15 protein-coding genes are annotated in these 19,651 nt (G+C 66.3%); 11 read left to right on the top strand and 4 right to left on the bottom strand.

Annotated elements, in window-relative coordinates:
* Positions 1-7 precede the first annotated feature (7 nt).
* From tssM to ACSFA7_RS08590, 3 genes are read left to right on the top strand one after another with little or no spacing between them, the layout of a single operon-like run.
* The gene (gene tssM / locus ACSFA7_RS08600; RefSeq protein WP_435499005.1) at positions 8-3,829 is read left to right on the top strand and encodes a type VI secretion system membrane subunit TssM; all 3,822 of its coding nucleotides are present in this window, start codon (positions 8-10) and stop codon (positions 3,827-3,829) included.
* Complete coding sequence (tagF, locus tag ACSFA7_RS08595) at positions 3,826-4,815, top strand: type VI secretion system-associated protein TagF (protein ID WP_435499004.1); 990 nt, start codon at positions 3,826-3,828, stop codon at positions 4,813-4,815. Before tssM ends, tagF begins: the two co-directional genes overlap by 4 nt.
* Before the next feature lie 5 nt (positions 4,816-4,820).
* The gene (locus ACSFA7_RS08590) at positions 4,821-5,642 is read left to right on the top strand and encodes an OmpA family protein (protein ID WP_435499003.1); all 822 of its coding nucleotides are present in this window, start codon (positions 4,821-4,823) and stop codon (positions 5,640-5,642) included.
* Between the two features lie 36 nt (positions 5,643-5,678).
* On the opposite strand, the gene tssA is transcribed toward ACSFA7_RS08590, so the two are convergent.
* The 4 genes from tssA to tssJ all read right to left on the bottom strand — a co-directional run bounded on the left by tssA (position 5,679) and on the right by tssJ (position 9,666).
* The gene (gene tssA / locus ACSFA7_RS08585; RefSeq protein ID WP_435499002.1) at positions 5,679-6,809 is read right to left on the bottom strand and encodes a type VI secretion system protein TssA; all 1,131 of its coding nucleotides are present in this window, start codon (positions 6,807-6,809) and stop codon (positions 5,679-5,681) included.
* Entirely contained in the window at positions 6,806-7,588 is a 783-nt protein-coding gene (icmH, locus tag ACSFA7_RS08580) for a type IVB secretion system protein IcmH/DotU (protein ID WP_435499556.1), read from the bottom strand. The genes tssA and icmH overlap by 4 nt, the downstream gene beginning before the upstream one ends.
* A 25-nt stretch (positions 7,589-7,613) precedes the next feature.
* Positions 7,614-8,960 carry a type VI secretion system baseplate subunit TssK gene (gene tssK, locus ACSFA7_RS08575; RefSeq protein ID WP_176661955.1) on the bottom strand — a complete coding sequence of 449 codons (1,347 nt, stop codon included), beginning with the start codon at positions 8,958-8,960 and terminating at the stop codon, positions 7,614-7,616.
* Positions 8,961-9,042: 82 nt separating this feature from the next.
* Positions 9,043-9,666, bottom strand: a complete 624-nt coding sequence (tssJ, locus tag ACSFA7_RS08570) for a type VI secretion system lipoprotein TssJ (RefSeq protein WP_435499001.1) — start codon at positions 9,664-9,666, stop codon at positions 9,043-9,045.
* A 233-nt stretch (positions 9,667-9,899) separates the two neighbouring features.
* Here tssJ and ACSFA7_RS08565 point away from each other — a divergent pair, with 233 nt between their 5' ends.
* The 8 genes from ACSFA7_RS08565 (at position 9,900) to tssH (ending at position 19,624) form a co-directional block, all read left to right on the top strand.
* Entirely contained in the window at positions 9,900-10,565 is a 666-nt protein-coding gene (locus ACSFA7_RS08565) for an outer membrane protein assembly factor BamD (protein WP_435499000.1), read from the top strand.
* Between the two features lie 125 nt (positions 10,566-10,690).
* On the top strand, positions 10,691-11,206 hold the full coding sequence (tssB, locus tag ACSFA7_RS08560) for a type VI secretion system contractile sheath small subunit (protein WP_435498999.1): 516 nt from the start codon (positions 10,691-10,693) through the stop codon (positions 11,204-11,206).
* Between the two features lie 2 nt (positions 11,207-11,208).
* Positions 11,209-12,699: a type VI secretion system contractile sheath large subunit gene (gene tssC, locus ACSFA7_RS08555; protein WP_257864221.1), complete on the top strand. Its 1,491-nt coding sequence runs from the start codon at positions 11,209-11,211 to the stop codon at positions 12,697-12,699.
* An 83-nt stretch (positions 12,700-12,782) separates the two neighbouring features.
* On the top strand, positions 12,783-13,295 hold the full coding sequence (locus tag ACSFA7_RS08550) for an Hcp family type VI secretion system effector (RefSeq protein ID WP_013543888.1): 513 nt from the start codon (positions 12,783-12,785) through the stop codon (positions 13,293-13,295).
* Between the two features lie 107 nt (positions 13,296-13,402).
* Positions 13,403-13,897 (top strand): type VI secretion system baseplate subunit TssE, encoded by a 495-nt coding sequence (gene tssE, locus ACSFA7_RS08545; RefSeq protein WP_435498998.1) that lies wholly within the window; start codon positions 13,403-13,405, stop codon positions 13,895-13,897.
* 6 nt (positions 13,898-13,903) lie between these two features.
* Complete coding sequence (gene tssF, locus ACSFA7_RS08540; protein WP_435498997.1) at positions 13,904-15,754, top strand: type VI secretion system baseplate subunit TssF; 1,851 nt, start codon at positions 13,904-13,906, stop codon at positions 15,752-15,754.
* Positions 15,718-16,839 carry a type VI secretion system baseplate subunit TssG gene (tssG, locus tag ACSFA7_RS08535; RefSeq protein ID WP_435498996.1) on the top strand — a complete coding sequence of 374 codons (1,122 nt, stop codon included), beginning with the start codon at positions 15,718-15,720 and terminating at the stop codon, positions 16,837-16,839. Before tssF ends, tssG begins: the two co-directional genes overlap by 37 nt.
* A gap of 49 nt (positions 16,840-16,888) precedes the next feature.
* Positions 16,889-19,624 (top strand): type VI secretion system ATPase TssH, encoded by a 2,736-nt coding sequence (tssH, locus tag ACSFA7_RS08530; protein ID WP_435498995.1) that lies wholly within the window; start codon positions 16,889-16,891, stop codon positions 19,622-19,624.
* Positions 19,625-19,651 lie beyond the last annotated feature (27 nt).

The raw sequence follows: 19,651 nt of genomic DNA, 5'->3' as shown, positions 1-19,651 counted from the left end.
AACATCTATGCGGCGATTCTTCAGTTTCCTGGCCGATCCGCGCACCCTCTCGGTGATCGGCGCCATCGCGCTCGGCGCGTTCCTCCTGATCGGCGCGCAGACGCTCGAGATCGGCGCGATCTGGGCCGTCGGCATCTTCGTCGTGCTGCTGCTCCTGTGGCTGCTCGTGTGGTTCATCCGGCGCATGCGCACCCGCGCGGCCAACCGCAAGCTGGGCGACATGCTCGAAGACCAGGCCGATGCCGCCGTGCGCGACAGCGATCCCGAGCGCAAGGCCGAGATCGACGAGCTGCGCGGGCGCATGGTCGAGGCGGTCAAGACCATCAAGACTTCCAAGATCGGCCAGATGTCGGGCAGCGAGGCGCTGTACGAACTGCCCTGGTACATGGTCATCGGCAACCCGGCGGCGGGCAAGAGCAGCGCCATCCTGAACTCGGGCCTGCAGTTCCCGTTTGCCGACAAGGGCAACGCGGTGATCCAGGGCATCGGCGGCACGCGCAACTGCGACTGGTTCTTCACCACCGAAGGCATCGTGCTCGACACCGCCGGCCGCTATTCCATTCACCAGGAAGACCGCAAGGAGTGGTTCGGCTTTCTCGACCTGCTCAAGAAGTACCGGCCGAAGGCGCCGATCAACGGGATCATCATCACGGCGAGCATTCCCGAGCTGATCGGCAGCCGGCCCGACTTCGCCATTCAACTCGCGAAGAACCTGCGCCAGCGCATGCAGGAGCTGACCGAGCGGCTCGAGGTGTTCGCGCCGGTCTACGTGATGTTCACCAAGGCCGACCTGATCACCGGCTTTGCGGAGTTCTTCGGCGACAGCGACAAGATGGAGCGCGACCGCGTGTGGGGCGCGTCGTTGCCTTACGACGGCGATGAGAAGCAGGACGCCGTTGCCCTGTTCGACAAGCGTTTCGACGAGCTCTACATGGGCCTGAAGGAAATCAGCGTCTCGCATTTCGCGAGCCATCGCAGCAGCGACCCGTCGCCCGAGTTGCTGATCTTTCCGCTCGAGTTCGCGGCCATCAAGCCCGCGCTGCGCGCCTTCCTGGCCACGCTGTTCGAGAGCAACCCGTTCCAGCACAAGCCGGTGTTCCGCGGCTTCTACTTCACCAGCGCATTGCAGGAAGGCACGATGCGCAGCCTCTCGACCGAGCGCATCGCCAAGCGCTTCGGGCTCACGCTGAACAACGCGGCCACCAAGTCCAAGGAAATCTATTCGCAGAATGGGTTCTTCCTGCGTGACCTGTTCTCCAAGGTGATCTTTGCCGACAAGAAGACGGTGCGGCAGTTCTCCAGTCCGGTGAAGGCGCGCGTGCGCTATGTGAGCTTCTTCGCTTTCGTCGCCGTGCTGGGCCTCCTGCTCGGCGGGTGGACCTGGTCGTACCTGGGCAACCGGCAACTGGTGGAGAACGTGCAGGCCGACCTCGACAAGGTGGTCAAGCTGCAGGCCAGCGACAACGGCCTGCGCACGCGCTTCGAGGCGCTCGGCATCCTGCAGGACCGCATCGAGCAGCTCGAGAAATTCCGCAACGACCGGCCGCTGTCGCTCTCGCTCGGCCTCTACCAGGGCAACCAGCTCGAGGACAAGCTCGTTGCCGAGTACTACGGCGGCGTCAAGCAGCTGATGCTGGCGCCGGTGTCCGACAACCTGCAGGCGTTCCTGCGCGAGGTCAACGCGCATCCGGAGCGCCTGAAGCGCGCCGATGCGGCGGGCAACCCTGCCGCGCCGGTTGCGGTCTCGGCCGCCACGCCGGCGGCGCCGCCGGCCGCGGAGAGCGGTGGCCTGTATGCGGGGTCGTCGCCGGCCGATGTGCAGGACGCCTACAACGCGCTCAAGACGTATCTCATGCTGTCCGACAAGCGGCAGGTGGAGACCGCGCACCTGACCGATCAGATCTCGCGCTTCTGGCGCGGCTGGCTCGAGAGCAACCGCGGCGACATGCCGCGCGCGGCGGTCATCCGCGATGCCGAGCGCATGATCACCTTCTACCTGCGCCGCGTGGGCGACGACAACTGGCCCGCGCTGGCCGACACCAACCTCGCGCTGGTCGAGCAGACGCGCGACAACCTGCGCCGCGTGGTGCGCGGCATGCCGGCGCGCGAACGGGTCTATGCCGAGATCAAGGCGCGCGCCTCCACGCGCTTCGCGCCGATGACGGTGGCGCGCATCCTGGGTGCGACGGCCGGCGCCGAGAGCGAAGGCACCATCGCCGGCAGCGTCGCCATCTCGGGCGCCTTTACGCGCGAGGCCTGGCAGCAGTACGTGGACGATGCGATCCGCGATGCCGCCAACAAGGAAACATCGAGCAAGGACTGGGTGCTCAACGTCGCGGGCAACGACGACCTGACGCTCGAAGGCAGCCCCGAGCAGATCCGCAAGACGCTCGCCACCATGTACAAGCTGGAGTACGCCAAGGAGTGGCAGCGCTTCCTGCAGGGCATCGCGGTCAAGGACATGGGCAGCTTCGAACAGGCCGTGGTGGCGATGAACCTCTTGGGCGATCCGCAGAACTCGCCGATCCGCAAGGTCTTCGACACCGTCTACGACCAGACCTCCTGGGACAACCCCTCGCTGGTCAACGCCGGCCTGCAGCAGGCGCGCACCGGGGCGCTCAACTGGTTCAAGAACCTCTTCAGCCGCGCCACGCCGTCGCAGGTGAACGTGAACATCGACGCGAGCGGCAACCGCACCGAGATTCCGATGGGCCCGATCGGCCGGGAGTTCGCGGGCGTCGCGCGACTGGTGGTCGAGCGCGACAACACTTCGCTCCTGCGCGGCTACCTCGCCACGCTGTCGAAGCTGCGCGGACGCTTCAACCAGATCAAGAACCAGGGTGATCCCGGACCAGGCGCGCGCCAGCTCATGCAGCAGACGCTGGAGGGCAACGGCTCGGAGTTGGCCGACGCGCTCAAGTACGTCGACGAGCAGATGCTCACGGGCATGGACGCGTCGCAGCGTCAAGCCCTGCGGCCCCTGCTGGTGCGGCCGCTGCTGCAGGCCTATGCGGTGACGATCCAGCCGACGGCGGTGGAGGTCAACAAGATCTGGAGCGCGCAGGTGCACCAGCCGTTCCAGCAGTCGCTCGCGACCAAGTACCCGTTCGCCGCGGGCGCCAAGATCGAGGCTTCGCCTGCGGAGATCGCGCAGTTCTTCGGACCCGAAGGCGCCATCGGCAAGTTCGTGACGACGACGCTGGGCTCGCTGGTCATCCGCCGCGGCGACCTGCTCTCGCCGCGCGCCTGGGGCGACCAGGGCCTCACGCTGAGTCCCGATTTCGTGAACGGTTTTTCGCAATGGGTGGCGCCGCTCTCGGGCGCCGCGGCTGGCGGCGGCAGTGCCGCGCAACCGCAGACGCTGTTCCAGATCCTGCCGCAGCCCGTGTCGGGGCTCACGGAATACATGGTGGAAATCGACGGCCAGCAGCTGCGCTACCGGAACACGCCGCCGCAGTGGTCCAACTTCGTCTGGCCCAACGCACAGGGCTCGCCGGGCGCGCGGATCACGGCTGTTACCTTCGACGGGCGCACCGTCGAGCTGATCAACGAGCCGGGCAACTTCGGGCTGGAGCGCCTGCTCAGCACGGCCCAGCGCACGAAGCTGCCAGACGGCAGTTTCGAGCTCACCTGGGCGCGCGACAACGCGAGCGTGACCGTCAAGCTGCGCGTGGTCCAGAACACGCAGAGCGGCCCGACCAACGATTCGCCGCAGGGCAAGGGGCTGCGCGGCACCGTGCTGCCGTCGTCGGTGGCGGAGATCGGCGTGCCTGCGGCATCGCGCGCAACGCCTGCGACAACGGCACCGGCACAGGGAGTCGGCAAATGAGCGCATTGCAGACACAACAGCTGTGCTACTTCGGCAAGTTGCCCGGCCGCGGCGACTTCGTGAAAGGGCTCTACAACCCGCAGCTCATCAAGGTGTTCGACAACTGGTTGTCGCAGACCATGGAGATGCTGTCGGAAGACCCGCGCTGGAAGATCATCTACGACAACGCGGCGCCGATTCATTTCGTCTGCCTCGGCTCGCGCAGCCGCGTGGCCATTGCGGGGCACCTGAAGGCGAGCCGCGACGAGTCGTCGCGCCGCTATCCGTTCCTCGCGGCCACCTCGGTGGAGGTCGACGAGGCGCTCGATTTCATGCGCGGCGCGCCGATGCTCGTCGGCCCCTACTGGGACCGGATGGCGGTGCAGGTCAACGCGCTCACCGAAGGCACCGACCTCGACAGCGAGTTGAAGCGCTTCGAGGCGCTCGATCCGGCCATCGAGACGGGTTTCAAGAAGTCGGCCTCGCGCGCGGCCTATGCGGCCTTCACGCGCGACACGAGCCTCTTGCGCATCGAGCAGATGCTCAACTTCGACGGCCACAAGGTGTCGCTGCGCCGCGCCATCCTGGCGCTGGGCCTCCTGCTGCAGCCGGTGATGGCCAGCGCGGTGTCGCACCTTGAGAAAGGGCTCACGCTGCCGCTGCCGCGCGACCCGGTCGACCGCTCGCTGATCGCCACCTTCTGGCTCGAGCTGGTGTCGCAGTTCCTCGCCAAGGCCGATTTCGAGCTGGTGCTGATGGCCACCGAGATCGACGGTCGCTCGCGCCTGGTGATCGGCTTCAACGGCCTGTCGCCGCGCAGCCTGCAGAGCGTGTGGCATCCGCAGGTCTACACCGAGCACAACATCGACATCGACAACCCGGAGTGGGTCGAAGACACCATCCACAGCAACTACGCGATGTTCAAGCTGGTGAGCTACTTGGACCAGCCGCAGCTGCCGCTGGACATCGTGCTCACGGCTTTTCGCGAAGTCTTCATCGGGGAATGACGGTCATGAAAAGTTATTTGCGCGTTCTGTCGCTGGCCCTGGGCCTCGCATTCGTCGGCGCCGTGCAGGCCCAGACGGCAGGCGCCCCCGGCGCCCTGGTCGAAACCACGCCCGCGGCCGCCGGCAAGGGCGAGCAGGTCGTGGCCGGTGGCCAGGTGCCCGACGAGGCCACGCGCGTCGCCGTCATCGAGGCGCTGCGCCGTATCTACGGCCCGAGCGGCGTCATCGACAAGATCGAGGTGGTGAACACCGTGAGCATGCCGGCCAACTGGGCCGCCAACGTGCAGCGGCTGATCACGCCCGCGCTCAAGGACATCCATCGAGGGCAGTTCCAGATCGAGGGCACGCAGATGGCGCTGAGCGGCGAGGTCGGCAACGAGGCGCTGCGCCAGAAGATCGTGAGCGACATGGCCAATTCGCTCAACCCGACCTACACCATCAAGAACAGCCTGCGCGTGCCGGTATCGGAGCAGATCACGGTCGACCAGGCGCTGGCCAACCGGACCATCGAGTTCGAGCTGGGCAGCGCCACGCTCACGCGCAAGGGCCGAGACATCCTCGACGAAATGGCGCCGATCCTGCAGAAGCTCACGAACAAATCGGTGGCGGTGGTCGGCCACACCGACAACGCCGGCAGCCGGGCGTCGAACCTGGCGCTGAGCCAGTCGCGCGCCGAGGCGGTGAAGGGCTACCTGGTGGGCAAGGGCATCGATCCGATGACGCTCACGACCTCGGGCGTCGGCCCGGACCAGCCGGTGGCGAACAACGCGACCGACGAGGGCCGCTCGCGCAACCGGCGCATCGAGTTCCGGGTCGGGCGCACCTGACGAGCAAGCGCCTGGCGACCCGTGTTCGCGGGTTGCTCAGCGCGACTCGTCGTCGTTCTTGGGCAGGTCGAGCAGGTCCACCAGCTGGGCCAGTTCCTGCTCGTTCTTGATCACATTGCGCAGCCACGCGTGCAGCGGCATGTCGGCCCAGCGCGCGGCCTTGTTCGCCATGTAGGCGGCGGGGCTCGAGGGCTCGGTCTTCTCGAAATACGCTGCCACTTCCTTGAGCTGGGCGATGGCTTGCGCGCGGCTGTGGATGCCGGGCGGCAGCGCGGCAGGCGCCGCCGTCGGCGTGTGATGGTGTGGCACCACGGCATCGAACACCGGCTCGATGCGCGAGGGCGCGGGCGTACCGGTGGCCGGTGCCGCTGCAGGTGCCGTCGGCGCACCGCTGTCCATCGGCACGCCGGCTTCGCGCGCGAAGCGCTCGACCGTCTGGCGGATGGCTGCGGCCGCATCCTTGGCGGCACGGAAGCTCGGGCCGTTGGAAGCGGTGCGTTCGTCGAACACCGCCTCGAATTCGGCCATCGCCTGTTCGCAGGCCTGCACGTCGCGGTGCGTCTTCTGCAGGAACTTCGCCGGCGTGGCGCGGCGGATGCGATCGAACTGCTCGACCGTCACCTTGTTGCGCTGCAGCTCGTCGGCCTGCGCGGGCGTGCGGCGGATGCTCTGGTCGAGCGCGAGTGCGGTCTCCCAGACCAGCGCGCCATAGCCGGTGTGGGCATCGCTCACGATGGGCGCGCGCTGCAACAGCTCGACGGAACGCCCGATCAGCCAAGTGACGTTGCCCACGCGCATCTCGATGTCGCTGCCCTCGGGCAGCGGGTGCAGTTGGTCCCAATACTGCTGGCACAGGCCGGTGAGCAGCCGGTAGCCGTCGGCCAGGCCCTCGAAGCCGCGCTGGCTGGCGGCTGCATCGGTGAGCCACACGGCCAGGCGCAGGTCCTTGGTGGATTCGCGCAGCAGCTTCTCGCACTCGGAAATCACGAAGGGCCAGTTGGCCTCTTTCAGCTCGATGACCCACTCGCCCTGTTCGAGCGACGGGTCGTCGTGCTTGCGTGCCTCTTGAATGGCGTCGAACTGCCGCGAGAACAGCATGTCCTCGCCGCAGGGCGAGGCTTCCGAGATCGGGGCCAGCAAGGCCGGCAGGTCGAGCCGCGTCGTCATGGCAGCGAAATGGTCAGGTTGGCCTGGCGCGGGCCGAGCTTCACGATGTCCTGGTAGCTCGCGAGCGTGCCCTGCGTGGTGCTGCCGATGTGCGCCGACAGGCCGATGAAGCCGAGCAGCCCGATCAGCGCGAACAGCGCGGCCACCACCCATTGCGGCGCCTCGCGCTTGAGCGAATGCGAGATCAGGTCGGGCAGCGGCCAGTGCGGCGCGAAGGGCGTGCGCTTGCCGCGGGCGTTGGCGATCTCGTCGCCCACGCGCGCGGTGAGGTAGGCCAGCTTCTCGGTGCCGTCGATGGCGTACTTGCCCTGGAAGCCCAGCAACAGGCACATGTAGAACACCTCGAGCGTCTGGATGCGCGCGGCGCCGTGCGCCCGCTCGACCTCGAGCATGTTGAAGAAGTTCTCGCCCGCGAGCTGGTCGCCGAACAGCGTGAGCTGCAGCGGCCGGCGTTCCCACTCGGAGCGGATCGCGAACTCGGGCGCCGAAAGCACGAACTCGTCGATGGTCGCGCAGAAGGCGTACTTGGCCGCATGGATCTGCTCGGCCGTGGCATCGAGCTTGCGTGCGTTGCGCTCGAACTCGCCCAGATAGTTGCGGATGCCCGCGAGGAACTGCTCGGTGGTGGCGGGCTGCTGCTTCTTCTTCAAGAGGAACAGCATCACGAAGCCGTCGTACAGCAGGTCGAGTAGGCTCGCATCGGCGTCGGGGGCGGCGCCCGCGGGCGTGAACGACGCGGCGGGTGCGTCGGCGCCGAGCAGGGAGGGGGCCTTGTTGATGGTGGTGTTCATTGCGATCAGAAGATCAGCCGGTCACGGCAATCAGTTCGAGCTGCATGTCGGGAATGCCGGCCGGCGCATAGATGGTGACGCTCTGCGCCTGCAGCATGCGGTCGTACAGCTGGCTCTTGCTGTCGATGGAGAAATAGCAGGCGCCCGCGCGGATCGGAATGGCCGGCGGCACCTGCGGTGCGTAGACGATGCGCACGCCCGGCATGGCCGAGAGCACCAGCTTGTCGACGTCTTCGGGCGCGCCGATCTTGAAGCGCTGAGGCACCGCTTCTGCCAGTTCGGCGGCCGGCATGCTGGCGGTGACCGACATGTAGAACACCGTCTTCTCGTCGATCTTTCCGGAATCCAGGCGCCCGAGGTAGAAGGCGTTGCGCGTCTCGGTAAGTGCGATCGCGAAGTAGCGCGTCGAGATCACCGTGTCGAGCAGGTCGCGCACGATGCGGTCGAGCTCGGCGAAGGCGGGGCCGGGCTTCTCGTGGTCGTACACCGGCAGGTCGTTGAGCGAGTAGGTCTTCGCGAAGGTCATCAGCGCGCCGGCCAGGCTCAGCAGTTCCTGGAACAGCCGCTCCGGATGCAGCGACGGGTGATGGAACAGGTGCGAGAGCGAAGCGAACGCCGAGTTGGCCGTGTGCAGCAGCCAGAACGAGGCGATGTCGCCCGAGCGGAACTCGATGATGTTCTTGCTCGGCTCGCGGTGGATGCCGTAGAGCGAGTTGACCTTGGCCTGCAGCACGTCGAGCAGGCGCCGCAGTTGCTGGAAGATGGTGGCCGAGGCATCGATGGAGGTGCACGGCGGCACGAAGCTGCGGTCGATCTCGAAGCCGCCCGCGGCGGTGCGGCGGATGCGGATCACCGGGATCGACACGAACTGCTCGCGCGGCTCGGTGTCGGCCAGGAGCTTCACGCTCTTGCGCAGGAACACCACCTCGGCGCTCACCGCGTTCGTGTAGAGGTCGAGCGATTGCGTCGCGTCGCTCGTGTAGCGCGCGGCAAAGCCTTCTTCGTTGGGGTCGGTGTAGTTCTTGCCCAGCTCCTTCACCGGATGCAGCACCAGGTAGAAGGTGATCTCGTTCTGGCCCGGGTTGAGCGTGTCGAGCGAGATGGGCGGGGGCAGTGCGTCAGCCTGCGGCGCCGAGTAGGGCTCGCCGTCAGGGAAGACCAGCGACAGCTGCGAGGCCCGGAGCATGCCGCTCGCAAGCGCGTCGAGGTCGAAGCTGATGGAGCGCACGCCCCAGAAGTACGGATGCAGCGTCTGCGCCGTGGCACGCAGGCGCGCCTCGTGGTACGCGTCCTGGCGCTGGAAATGCTGGGGGCGTAGGAACAGGCCCTCCCCCCAGAGGACCTTGGCGGCATAGCTCACGTCGGATCAGCTCCCCTTGATTTTTCGGCAGTATCGCATCGTAGTTTGCTCGCGGACAAGCGCTTCGGGCGCACCAGGCACATCACGCCGGCGAGGGTCGGCATGTCACCGGGCCCAGCAGGTTGAGTGCGCTGCCGGTCGCGGCGCCGCCTTGCGCATTCTGCTGGCCGACCACCGCGCCCTGTGTCACCGTCAGCGCGCAGGCGTGCGCGCCCATCACGATACCGGTTTTTTCCGCGTCCGCCGCGTTGAAGGCGAAGCGCCAGCGCTGTGCATCGGGCGAGTGGAACAGCACCACCACGCCCACCGCATTGGCGGTGCGCGGCACGGTCTCGGTCCAGGTGTATTGCTGGTCGGGAATGAGCGTGATCTCGCGGCTCTCGACGAGGTCGTCGCCCAGCTGCGTCTTGTCGCGTCCGGGGGTGACGAAGGCATCGAACGACGACTGGTAGAAGCCCGTCGTTTCTTTCAGCTTGTAGATGCGCACCACCACGGCGAGTGGGCGGTTGCGGCTGTCGGCGTTGAGGTTCTTGCCCGCCGCGATCGACATCGACACCTTGCGCGGCGGCTTCTGCGACTCGGGCAACTCCGGTTTCTTCAGGCCGCTCGCCTCCAGAGCGATGTTGGCAATCGTGAGGGCGGGAGAGCTGCATCCGCCGAGCATCAGCGTCATCAGCAGCGCGCCAATCGTGACTGGTATTTTCATTAGGACGGCTGATGTAATGCAATCAATTGGCTGTCATTAGGCTTAAATAATTAGCCCTTTGGCTTCGCAATTAAGCAGTTTGGGTTACGTGACTTTAGTTATTCAAACGGAAACCAATATGTAGTATCGTGTATTGTCCACTGGCCGCAACGTATTGAATGATTGCGACCCGCCAAAAAAAGTCAGATCCAAGCGGAGGGATTGTGTTGATTCGAAAGTACATGACTTGCACGATGATTGCTGGTGCCATTGCAGCCACCAGCTTCCTGTCGGGTTGCACCACCACACCAGACGCCGCGGTGGCGCAGTCCGCCGAGGCCTTCAACAAGAGCCTGGCGGAAGCCGACGCCGCTGCAGCCGCAGCCACCGGCGACAAGTCCGCCGCCATCCGCCAGTACCAGAAGATCGCCACCGACAACCCGACCCGCGGTGAGCCGTGGTCGCGCATCGCGCAGATCTACTTCAATGAAGGCCGCTACAGCCTGGCCATCTCGTCCGCCGAGGAAACGCTGCGTCGCGACCCCACCAGCCGCCAGGCCAAGAGCATCACCGCCGTGGGCGGTCTCCGTCTGGCAGCCCGCTCCATCGAGGATCTGGGCAAGGACAGCACCCTGAGCGGCGATGTCAACGCCGACGCCTACCGGCTCGCCGCGCTGCTGCGCGAGACCCTCGGCCTCTCCGTGCTGGTGCCGACCGGCTCCGACGCCAAGCCGCCTGTGCGCCGACCCGTGGCTACCAATCCTGGGCCAGCACCCTCCACGTCGACGCCGACTGCTTCCCAGCCCACCCCGGTCGCTGCCGCACGCCCGACACCTGCACCAGCGGCGCGTCCGGCGCCCGCACCCGCCGCTGCGCCGCGCGCGGGAGGAAGCGCCAATCCGTTCGATGCGCTCAAGTAAGTCTTTTCGGCACGCCGAATTGATTTCCGCAAAACCAAAGTATTAATTGAAATGTGTGCGCACCCGCAATAAGACGCACAAAGTAGTAATTCGTCTCGCAGTCCTATTCGGAAGGTATTGAAGTCATGGCGACCAAAAGACAGAGTGTGCAAAAGCGCCTTCAGAAAGTGCGCCCGCCGCGTGTGCAACTCACGTACGACGTGGAACTCGGTGACGCCATCGAGAAAAAGGAATTGCCGTTCGTCGTTGGCGTGGTCGCTGACCTGGCTGGCCAGTCCGAGGTGGAGCAGCCCAAGCTGAAGGACCGCAAGTTCGTCAATGTCGACCGCGACAACCTGGACGACGTCATGAAGGGCCTGGCCCCGCGCGCGGCCTACCAGGTGGAGAACAAGCTGGACCAGCGCGGCGGCACCTTCGCCGTCGACCTCACCTTCAATTCGATGGACGCCTTCTCGCCCGAGGCCGTGGTCGACCAGATCGAGCCACTCAAGCGCCTGCTCGAAGCGCGCACCAAGCTGGCGGACCTGCGCAACAAGATGGCCGGCAACAGCAAGCTCGAAGACCTGCTGGCCGACGTGCTGAACAACACCGAGCAACTCCAGCGCCTGGGGCAGGGCGCCGGCAAGAAGGACGGAAGCTGAACATGACTGCGCAAGCACTTTCGGCATCCAGCGGTGCCGCCTCGCCAGAAGCTTCGGTCGACCTGCTCGACCAGATCGTCGAGAAGAGCAAGGTCGCCAAGTCCGACGCCGAGCACACTCGCGCCAAGGACCTGATCGGCGAACTGGTGAGCCAGGTGCTCGAAGGCTCGGTGATCGTCTCCGACAACGTCTCGGCCATGATCGACGCCCGCGTGGCCGACCTGGACGCGCTCATCTCCGCGCAGCTGAGCGCCGTGATGCACGCGCCCGAGTTCCAGAAGCTCGAGAGCACGTGGCGCGGCCTCGAATATCTCGTGAAGGAAACGCCCACCGGCACGATGCTCAAGATCAAGGTCATCAACGCCACCAAGCGCGACCTGATCCGTGACTTCAAGGCCGCCGTCGAGTTCGACCAGAGCGCGATGTTCAAGAAGGTCTACGAAGAAGAATTCGGCACCTTCGGCGGCGCGCCCTTCGGCGCGCTGGTCGGCGACTTCGCCGTCACCCGCCAGCCGGAAGACATGTACTTCCTCGACCAGATGGCGCACGTGGCGGCTGCCGCCCACGCGCCTTTCATCGGCGCCGCCTCGCCCGAGCTGCTGGGCCTGGAGAGCTTCGACGACCTGGGCAAGCCGCGCGACATGGCCAAGGTGTTCGACACCGTCGAGTACGCCAAGTGGAAGTCGTTCCGCGATTCGGAAGACTCGCGCTACGTGGGCCTCACGCTGCCCCGTTTCCTCGGCCGCCTGCCGTATCACCCGCGCGAAGGCACGGTGGTTGACAGCTTCAACTACGTGGAAGACGTCGACGGCACCGACCACTCCAAGTACCTCTGGTGCAACGCCGCCTGGGCCTTCGCCACGCGCCTGACGGCCGCGTTCGACGACTTCGGCTGGTGCGCCGCGATCCGCGGCGTGGAAGGCGGCGGCCTGGTCGAAGACCTGCCCACGCACACCTTCAAGACCGACGAGGGCGAGATCGCCCTCAAGTGCCCGACCGAGATCGCCATCACCGACCGGCGCGAGAAGGAACTGAGCGACCTGGGCTTCATTCCGCTCGTGCACTGCAAGAACTCCGACTACGCGGCCTTCTTCGGTGCGCAGTCGCTGCAGAAGCCCAAGAAGTACAACACCGATAGCGCCAACGCCAACGCGGTGCTCTCGGCGCAGCTGCAGTACATCTTCTCCGTGTCCCGTATCGCGCATTACCTGAAGGCCATGATGCGCGACAAGATCGGCAGCTTTGCCTCGGCACACAACGTCGAACAGTTCCTCAACCGCTGGATCGCGCAGTACGTGCTGCTCGACGACAACGCGACGCAGGAACAGAAGGCGCAATTCCCCCTGCGGGAAGCGTCGATCCAGGTGGGCGAAGTGCCCGGCCGGCCTGGTGTCTACCGTGCGGTTGCCTTCCTGCGCCCGCACTTTCAACTGGATGAGCTGTCGATTTCACTGCGCTTGGTCGCCGATCTGCCGAAGTCAGTGAACAAGTAAGAAGAGGCGGATCGGACGCGCGGCCGAGGGGCCGTGCATCAACACGTTAACTGTCATTCAATCAATCAAGAAGGGGAAGAAACATGAAAGATATCTACGTCAAGTTCGGCAGCCCGGCCATCAACGGCGAGTCGCAGGACAAGGATCACAAGGACTGGGTCGAAGTCAGCTCGTGGCAGCACAGCATCGTGCAGCCGCGTTCGGCCACTGCATCGACCGCCGGCGGCCACACCGCCGAGCGCTGCGAGCACGGCGAAATGATCTTCACCAAGGACATGGACGTGGTGAGCCCGCTGCTGTACCAGCACGCGTCGGGCGGCACCACCTTCGACGAGGTGACGGTGCAGTTCTACCGCGCCGACGGCGAAGGCAAGCGCGTGCAGTACATGGAGATCAAGCTCAAGTACGTGCTGATCGCCAGCGTGAACCCGAAGGTCGTGAGTAACGATGTGGCCAGCGTGCCGAGCGAGACCTTCTCGCTGAAGTACGCCGCAGTGCAGTGGAAGTACACGCAACAGAAGATCGGCGGCAACCAGGGCGGCAACTCGCAAGGCGCCTGGAGCCTGACCAAGAACGACAAGACCTACTCGGTCTGAGGCCCTTCGGGCAATGTCGACCGCGGCGCGAGGCCGCGGTTTCTTTTTGGCGCCGCGCCCACGCGCGGCGCCCATGCCCGATATCCAAAGCACGAGGCGAGAGACCCATGAATGGATTCGAACCGGGCTTGCTCGACAAACTCTTCGATGACGACTGGCGCGGGCCGGCTTCGCCGGTGCTTCGGCACCTGTCGCTCGAAGAGGTCAAGAACATGGTCGCGCGCGATCTCGAATCCCTGCTCAACACGCGCATGGTCTTCAACGACGCGAAGCTCGAGTCGTTTCCCGAGTGCCGTCGTTCCGTCATGACCTACGGCCTCAGCGATTTCTCGGGCCTGAGCCTCGCGAGCCACTACGACCGTTCGTTCATCTGCCGCTCGCTGGAGCAGGCCATTGCCCGCCACGAGTCGCGGCTGCGCGACGTCGTCGTGACGCTCGAGGTCGACGGCCAGACCAGCACCAACATGCTTTATTTCGGAATTACCGCCCTGCTCGTGCTGCCCGAGCTCGCCGAGCCGGTGAACTTCGACGCGATGCTGCAGCCCACGACTCTGCAGTACTCGATCACGCGCGGCACGGGCAAGAGCCGCAACGCCGCCTAGGACGCCATGGACGAATTGCTGCCCTTCTACGAACGAGAGCTCGCCTTCCTGCGCGGCTACTCGCAGGAGTTCGCCAAGGGCTACCCGAAGATCGCGGCGCGCCTGGCGATCTCCGCCGACAGCAGCGAGGACCCGCACGTCGAGCGGATGATCCAGTCGTTCGCGCTGCTCACCGCGCGCATCAGCAAGAAGCTCGACGACGACTACCCCGAGCTCACCGAAGCACTGCTCGAGGTGCTGTACCCGCACTACCTGCGGCCCTTTCCTTCCTGCTCGATCGCGCAGTTCGACGCCGGCGGCGCGGCGCTCGCGAAGCTGAGCAAGCCCGTCACCATCGCGCGCGGCACCGAGCTCACCTCGCAGCCGGTGCGCGGCGGCGCGTGCCGTTTCCGCAGCGTCTACGACGTGACGCTGGCAGCCGTGCAGGTGTCCAACGTGGTGTTCCATTCGGTGGTCAATGCGCCCGCGCATGCCTCGCTGCCGCGCAACGCCACGGGGTGCCTGTCGATCACGCTCGAAGCCACGGGCGAGCAGAAGTCGCTCGGCACGCTCGCGCTCACCATGGCGCGCCTTCGCACCTTCATCGACGCCGAGCCCTCGCTCGCCACCGCGCTGGCCGATGCCATCTTCCTGAAGACGGCCGCCGTTTTCGTGGAGCCCGAGCGCAGCGGCAAATGGACGCAGGTGCAGGGCGAGGCGCTGCACCCGGTCGGCTTCGACGAGGCCGATGCGCTCATCGAACTGCCGCCGCGCTCGCATCCCGCCTACCGCCTGTTGAGCGAGTACTTCGCGTTCCCCGAAAAGTTCAACTTCGTCGACATCGACCTGGCGAACGCGTTGCGCCACATCGGTTCGTGCCGCTCGATCACGCTGCACCTCGTGATGACCGGCGTGCGCGCCGATTCGCCCGCGGCGCGGCTGCTCGAAGGCGTCTCCAGCCGCAACCTGCGGCTGGGCTGCACGCCCGTCATCAACCTTTTCAAACAGCGCAGCGATCCGATCCGAGTGACGCATGCGGCTGCCGCGTACCCGGTGGTGGCCGATGCGCGCCGGGCCTTCGGCTTCGAGGTCTACAGCATCGACTCGGTCAAGCTCGTGAAGCAGACCGCCGAGGGCGACGCCTATATCGAGTTCCGGCCGTTCTACTCGCTGCACCACGGCGAGCATCCGAAGGAGGCCGAGCACTACTGGTTCGCGCGTCGCAACGAGCTGGTGGCGCAACGCAGCCCGGGCTACGAGACCGAGCTCTCGATTGTCGACATCGACTTCCAGCCCTCGCTGCCGCAAACCGAAACGCTGAGCATCGACCTCACCTGCACCAACCGCGACCTGCCGCATTCGCTGGCCTTCGGCCTGCCGGGCGGCGACCTGTTCATCGAAGGCAACTCGGTGGCGCGCTCGATCCGCATGCTGCGCCGGCCGACGCAGACGCTGCGCATGCCGCGCGGCAAGGGCGTGCAATGGCGGCTGGTCTCGCACCTGTCGCTCAATCATCTGTCGCTGGCCACGAGCGGGTTGCCGGCGCTGAAAGAAATGCTGCGCCTGTACGACCTCGGCCGCTCGGCCGTGTCGGCACGGCAGATCGAGGCCATCACCGGCATCGATCAGCAGGCCACCACGCAGTGGCTACCGGGCAAGCCCTTCGCCACCTTCGTGCGCGGCATCGAACTCAAGCTCACGGTCGACGAGGCCGGCTTCGTCGGCAGCAGCCTGCAGGCCTTTGCGCGCGTGATGGATCATTTCTTCGGTCTCTATGTGCACCTGAACAGCTTCACCCAGCTGGTGATCGTTTCGGCGCGCGACAAGGAGGAGCTGGTGCGATGCAAACCCCGCAGCGGCGAATCGATCCTGCTGTAGCCGACCGGCTGCTGCGCGAACCGTACCGCTTCGAGTTCTTCCAGGCGGTGCGGCTGCTCGAGCTCGTGCTGCTGCGCCGCCAGGAGCGCGATGTGCACCATCGCCTGGTGCCCGGCGAGCGCATGGTGCCGCGCTGGCTGCGCTTTCGCAGCTCGATGAGCCTGACCTTTCCGCCCAGCGAGATCGAAGCGCTGGCGGTGCGCGATGCGGTGGGCCAGCTGGTGTCGAGCGCCGAACTCTGCGAGCCGCCGGCGCAGGGCGAAGACGCGCATGGCCTCGGCCGCATCGAGCTCACGCCCGCCTCCTTCGGCATGCTCGGCGTGTCGGGCGCCTTGCCCATCGTCTACACCGAGATGCTGATGCGCCGCGAGCAGCATCTGCGCGACAGCTCGGCGCGCGCGTTCCTGGACGTATTCACCAACCGCGCCACCGCGCTCTTCTATGCGGCCTGGCGCAAGTACCGCCTGCCGCTGCACTACGAGCACGAGCGCAGCCGCGCCTACCTGCCGGTGCTGCTGTCGATGGCGGGGCTGGAGCACACCGCCCAGCGCGATCCGCTCACCGACGGCACGGGCACGGTGTTCGACGAAACCGTGGCCGGCTATGCAGCTGCGGTGCGCCACCGGCCGATGTCGGCCGCCTACCTGCAGCGCGTGCTGTCCGATTACTTCCGCAGCAACATCCGCATCGAGCAGTTCCTGGGCAAGTGGTACGACATGCCCGTGCAGCAGCGCTCGCGCCTGGGCGAAGGCAACGTGAGCCTCGGGCAGAACGCGATGGCGGGCGAACGCATCTGGCAGCGCGACCTGCGCATCCGCCTGTGGATCGGCCCGCTCAAGCGCAGCGCGCTGCGCGAATTCTTTCCGGGCCGCGCGCATGCGAAGGCGCTCGAAAAGATGCTGGCACTGCTCGCGGGCGTGACCTGCGAGTACGAAGTGCGCCTGATCCTCGCGCGCGAGGAGGTTGCCGCCGTGCAGCTGAGCGACGGCGGCGGCAGCCACCTCGGCTGGGACAGCTTCATCGCCACCGGCGAGGCCGAGAGCGACCGCAGCGACACCCAGTACGAACTCCAGCCGCTGCAGTAGCGGCAGTGACCTTTCAACGAAGAAGACCGACAGAAGACAACCACCGTTCATGAGCACATCGCTGAAAACACTGATCACCAAGCTCAACGGCAGCGCACGCATGGCCACGCAGCGCGCGGCCAATCTGTGCCTGGCCAATGGCCACTACGAAGTGGACCTGGAGCACCTGTTCCTGGCGCTGCTGGAGCAGACCGACAACGACCTCGCGCGCGTGCTGCGCGCCAACCGCATCAGCGCGACCGCGATCCAGTCGGACCTGGAGCGCGAGATCCAGACCTTCAAGAACGGCAACACGCGCACGCCCGTGTTCTCGCAGCACCTGCAGCAGCTGTTCCAGCAGGCGTGGCTGCTGGCCTCGCTCGATGCGCACGTGGCGCAGATCCGCTCGGGCCACCTGCTGCTCGCGCTGCTGACCGAGCCCGATCTCGCGCAGCTTGCACAGCGCGGCTCGCCGCTCTTCGCGAAGATTCGCCTGGAAGACCTGAAGCACGACTTCGACAAGCTCACCGATGGTTCGAGCGAAGCGGCGGAGGCTGGCGCATCGGGCGGTACAGCCACCGAAGGCGACGCGCAGCAGCCACAGGCCGATGCCTTGGCCGCAGGCGTACCCGGCAAGACGCCCGCGCTCGACCAGTTCACCACCAACCTCACGCAGCGCGCAAAAGATGGCGCGCTCGACCCGGTGATCGGCCGCGACACCGAGATCCGCCAGGTCATCGACATCCTGATGCGCCGGCGCCAGAACAACCCCATCCTCACCGGCGAGGCCGGCGTCGGCAAGACGGCGGTGGTCGAGGGGCTCGCGCTGCGCATCGCGGCGCAGGACGTGCCCGAGTCGCTGCGCGCCGTGGCGCTGCACACGCTCGACATGGGCCTCCTGCAGGCCGGCGCGAGCGTGAAGGGTGAGTTCGAGAACCGCCTGAAGAACGTGATCGCAGAGGTGAAGAAGAGCCCGCACCCGATCGTGCTCTTCATCGACGAGGCCCACACCATGATCGGTGCGGGCGGCCAGGCCGGGCAGAGCGACGCGGCCAATCTTCTGAAGCCCGCGCTCGCGCGCGGCGAGCTGCGCACGATCGCTGCCACCACATGGGGCGAGTACAAGAAATACTTCGAGAAGGACGCGGCGCTCGCGCGGCGCTTCCAGGTCGTGAAGGTCGAGGAGCCCAGCGAAACGCTGGCTGCCGCCATGCTGCGCGGCATGGTGCCGCTGATGGAGAAGCACTTCAACATCCGCGTGCTCGACGAAGCCATCACGGAGGCGGTGCGCCTGTCGCACCGCTACATCAGCGGACGCCAGTTGCCTGACAAGGCGGTGAGCGTGCTCGATACCGCGTGCGCGAAAGTGGCGCTCGGCCAGAGCGCGACGCCGGCGTTGATCGAGGAAGCGAACCGCGGCCTCGAGCGCATCGAGGCCGAGAGCGCTGCACTGGTGCGCGACACCGCGGCCGGCGGGCGCCATGAAGCGCGACAGGCCGAACTGGCGGAACAGAAGGCCGCGCTGCAGGCCGAGCTGGCCGCGAGTCGGCAACGCCTGACCGAAGAGAACGTGCTGGTTGAACGCATCCGCACACTGCGCGCGCAGCGCGACACGTCGGCTGCGCCGACCGAGTCTGCTGAGGCGCCCGTGACTACGGACAAAGCCGTACCCGCCCGCGCCGCAGGCCGCAAGAAAACCGCCGCCGTCGCCGACCCCGAACGCGACCAGCTCGACGCCCTGCTCGCCGAACTGCGCGCGCTGCAAGGCACCACGCCGATGGTGCCGCTGCAGGTCGACGGCCATGTCGTCGCCGAGATCGTCTCGGCCTGGACCGGCGTGCCGCTGGGCCGCATGGTCAAGGACGAGATCAAGACCGTGCGTGCCCTCGATACGCTGCTGGCCGAACGCGTGATCGGCCAGGACCACGCGCTCGCCGCCGTGGCCCAGCGCGTACGCACCGCGAGTGCGCGGCTTGAAGACCCCAACAAGCCGCGCGGCGTGTTCATGTTCGTCGGCCCTTCTGGCGTGGGCAAGACCGAGACCGCGCTGGCGCTCGCCGACATCCTCTACGGCGGCGAGAAGAAGCTCATCACCATCAACATGAGCGAGTACCAGGAGGCGCACAGCGTCTCGGGCCTCAAGGGTTCGCCGCCCGGCTACGTGGGTTACGGCGAAGGCGGCGTGCTGACAGAAGCCGTGCGCCGCCAGCCCTACAGCGTGGTGCTGCTCGACGAAGTCGAGAAGGCGCACCCCGACGTGCTGGAGATGTTCTTCCAGGTGTTCGACAAGGGCATGATGGACGACGCCGAGGGCCGCGAGATCGACTTTCGCAACACGCTGATCATCCTCACCTCGAACATCGGCTCGTCGCAGATCATGCAGGCGTGCCTGAACAAGGCCGACGACGAGCGCCCCGCACCCGACGCGCTGGCCGATGCGCTGCGCCCCGTGCTCATGAAGGCCTTCAAGCCTGCCTTTCTCGGCCGCATGAAAGTGGCGCCGTTCTATCCGATCACCGATGCGGTGCTCGAGCAGATCATCGCGCTGAAGCTGGGCCGCATCCGCGACCGCATCGCGAGCAACCACAAGGCGGTGTTCGAGTGGGACGACGCGCTGGTGGAGGCCGTGCTCGCGCGCTGCACCGAGGTCGATTCGGGCGCGCGCAACGTCGATCACATCCTGAACGGAACGCTCTTGCCCGAGATCGCGGAAGCGGTGCTCACGCGCATGGCCGACGAGACGCCGCTCGCGAAGATCAAGGCCAGCTGCGCCAAGAGCGGCGAGTTCCGCTACCGGATCACCTAGGCGCTGCGGCGGTTCGGGTCAAAGGGA

The organism is Variovorax trehalosi, from assembly GCF_051216415.1.
In the GTDB taxonomy this organism is placed as follows: Bacteria; Pseudomonadota; Gammaproteobacteria; order Burkholderiales; family Burkholderiaceae_C; genus Variovorax.
This window is presented reverse-complemented; position numbering and strand designations above follow the sequence as displayed.

Bases quoted from the DNA above. Each gene is read 5' to 3' on its own strand.
- tssE (WP_435498998.1), top strand. From the start codon at position 13,403: ATGAATGGATTCGAACCGGGCTTGCTCGACAAACTCTTCGATGACGAC.
- tssF (WP_435498997.1), top strand. From the start codon at position 13,904: ATGGACGAATTGCTGCCCTTCTACGAACGAGAGCTCGCCTTCCTGCGC.
- ACSFA7_RS08565 (WP_435499000.1), top strand. From the start codon at position 9,900: ATGATTGCTGGTGCCATTGCAGCCACCAGCTTCCTGTCGGGTTGCACC.
- tagF (WP_435499004.1), top strand. From the start codon at position 3,826: ATGAGCGCATTGCAGACACAACAGCTGTGCTACTTCGGCAAGTTGCCC.
- tssC (WP_257864221.1), top strand. From the start codon at position 11,209: ATGACTGCGCAAGCACTTTCGGCATCCAGCGGTGCCGCCTCGCCAGAA.
- tssH (WP_435498995.1), top strand. From the start codon at position 16,889: ATGAGCACATCGCTGAAAACACTGATCACCAAGCTCAACGGCAGCGCA.
- tssA (WP_435499002.1), bottom strand. From the start codon at position 6,809: ATGACGACGCGGCTCGACCTGCCGGCCTTGCTGGCCCCGATCTCGGAA.
- ACSFA7_RS08550 (WP_013543888.1), top strand. From the start codon at position 12,783: ATGAAAGATATCTACGTCAAGTTCGGCAGCCCGGCCATCAACGGCGAG.
- tssB (WP_435498999.1), top strand. From the start codon at position 10,691: ATGGCGACCAAAAGACAGAGTGTGCAAAAGCGCCTTCAGAAAGTGCGC.
- tssM (WP_435499005.1), top strand. From the start codon at position 8: ATGCGGCGATTCTTCAGTTTCCTGGCCGATCCGCGCACCCTCTCGGTG.
- tssJ (WP_435499001.1), bottom strand. From the start codon at position 9,666: ATGAAAATACCAGTCACGATTGGCGCGCTGCTGATGACGCTGATGCTC.
- tssG (WP_435498996.1), top strand. From the start codon at position 15,718: ATGCAAACCCCGCAGCGGCGAATCGATCCTGCTGTAGCCGACCGGCTG.
- ACSFA7_RS08590 (WP_435499003.1), top strand. From the start codon at position 4,821: ATGAAAAGTTATTTGCGCGTTCTGTCGCTGGCCCTGGGCCTCGCATTC.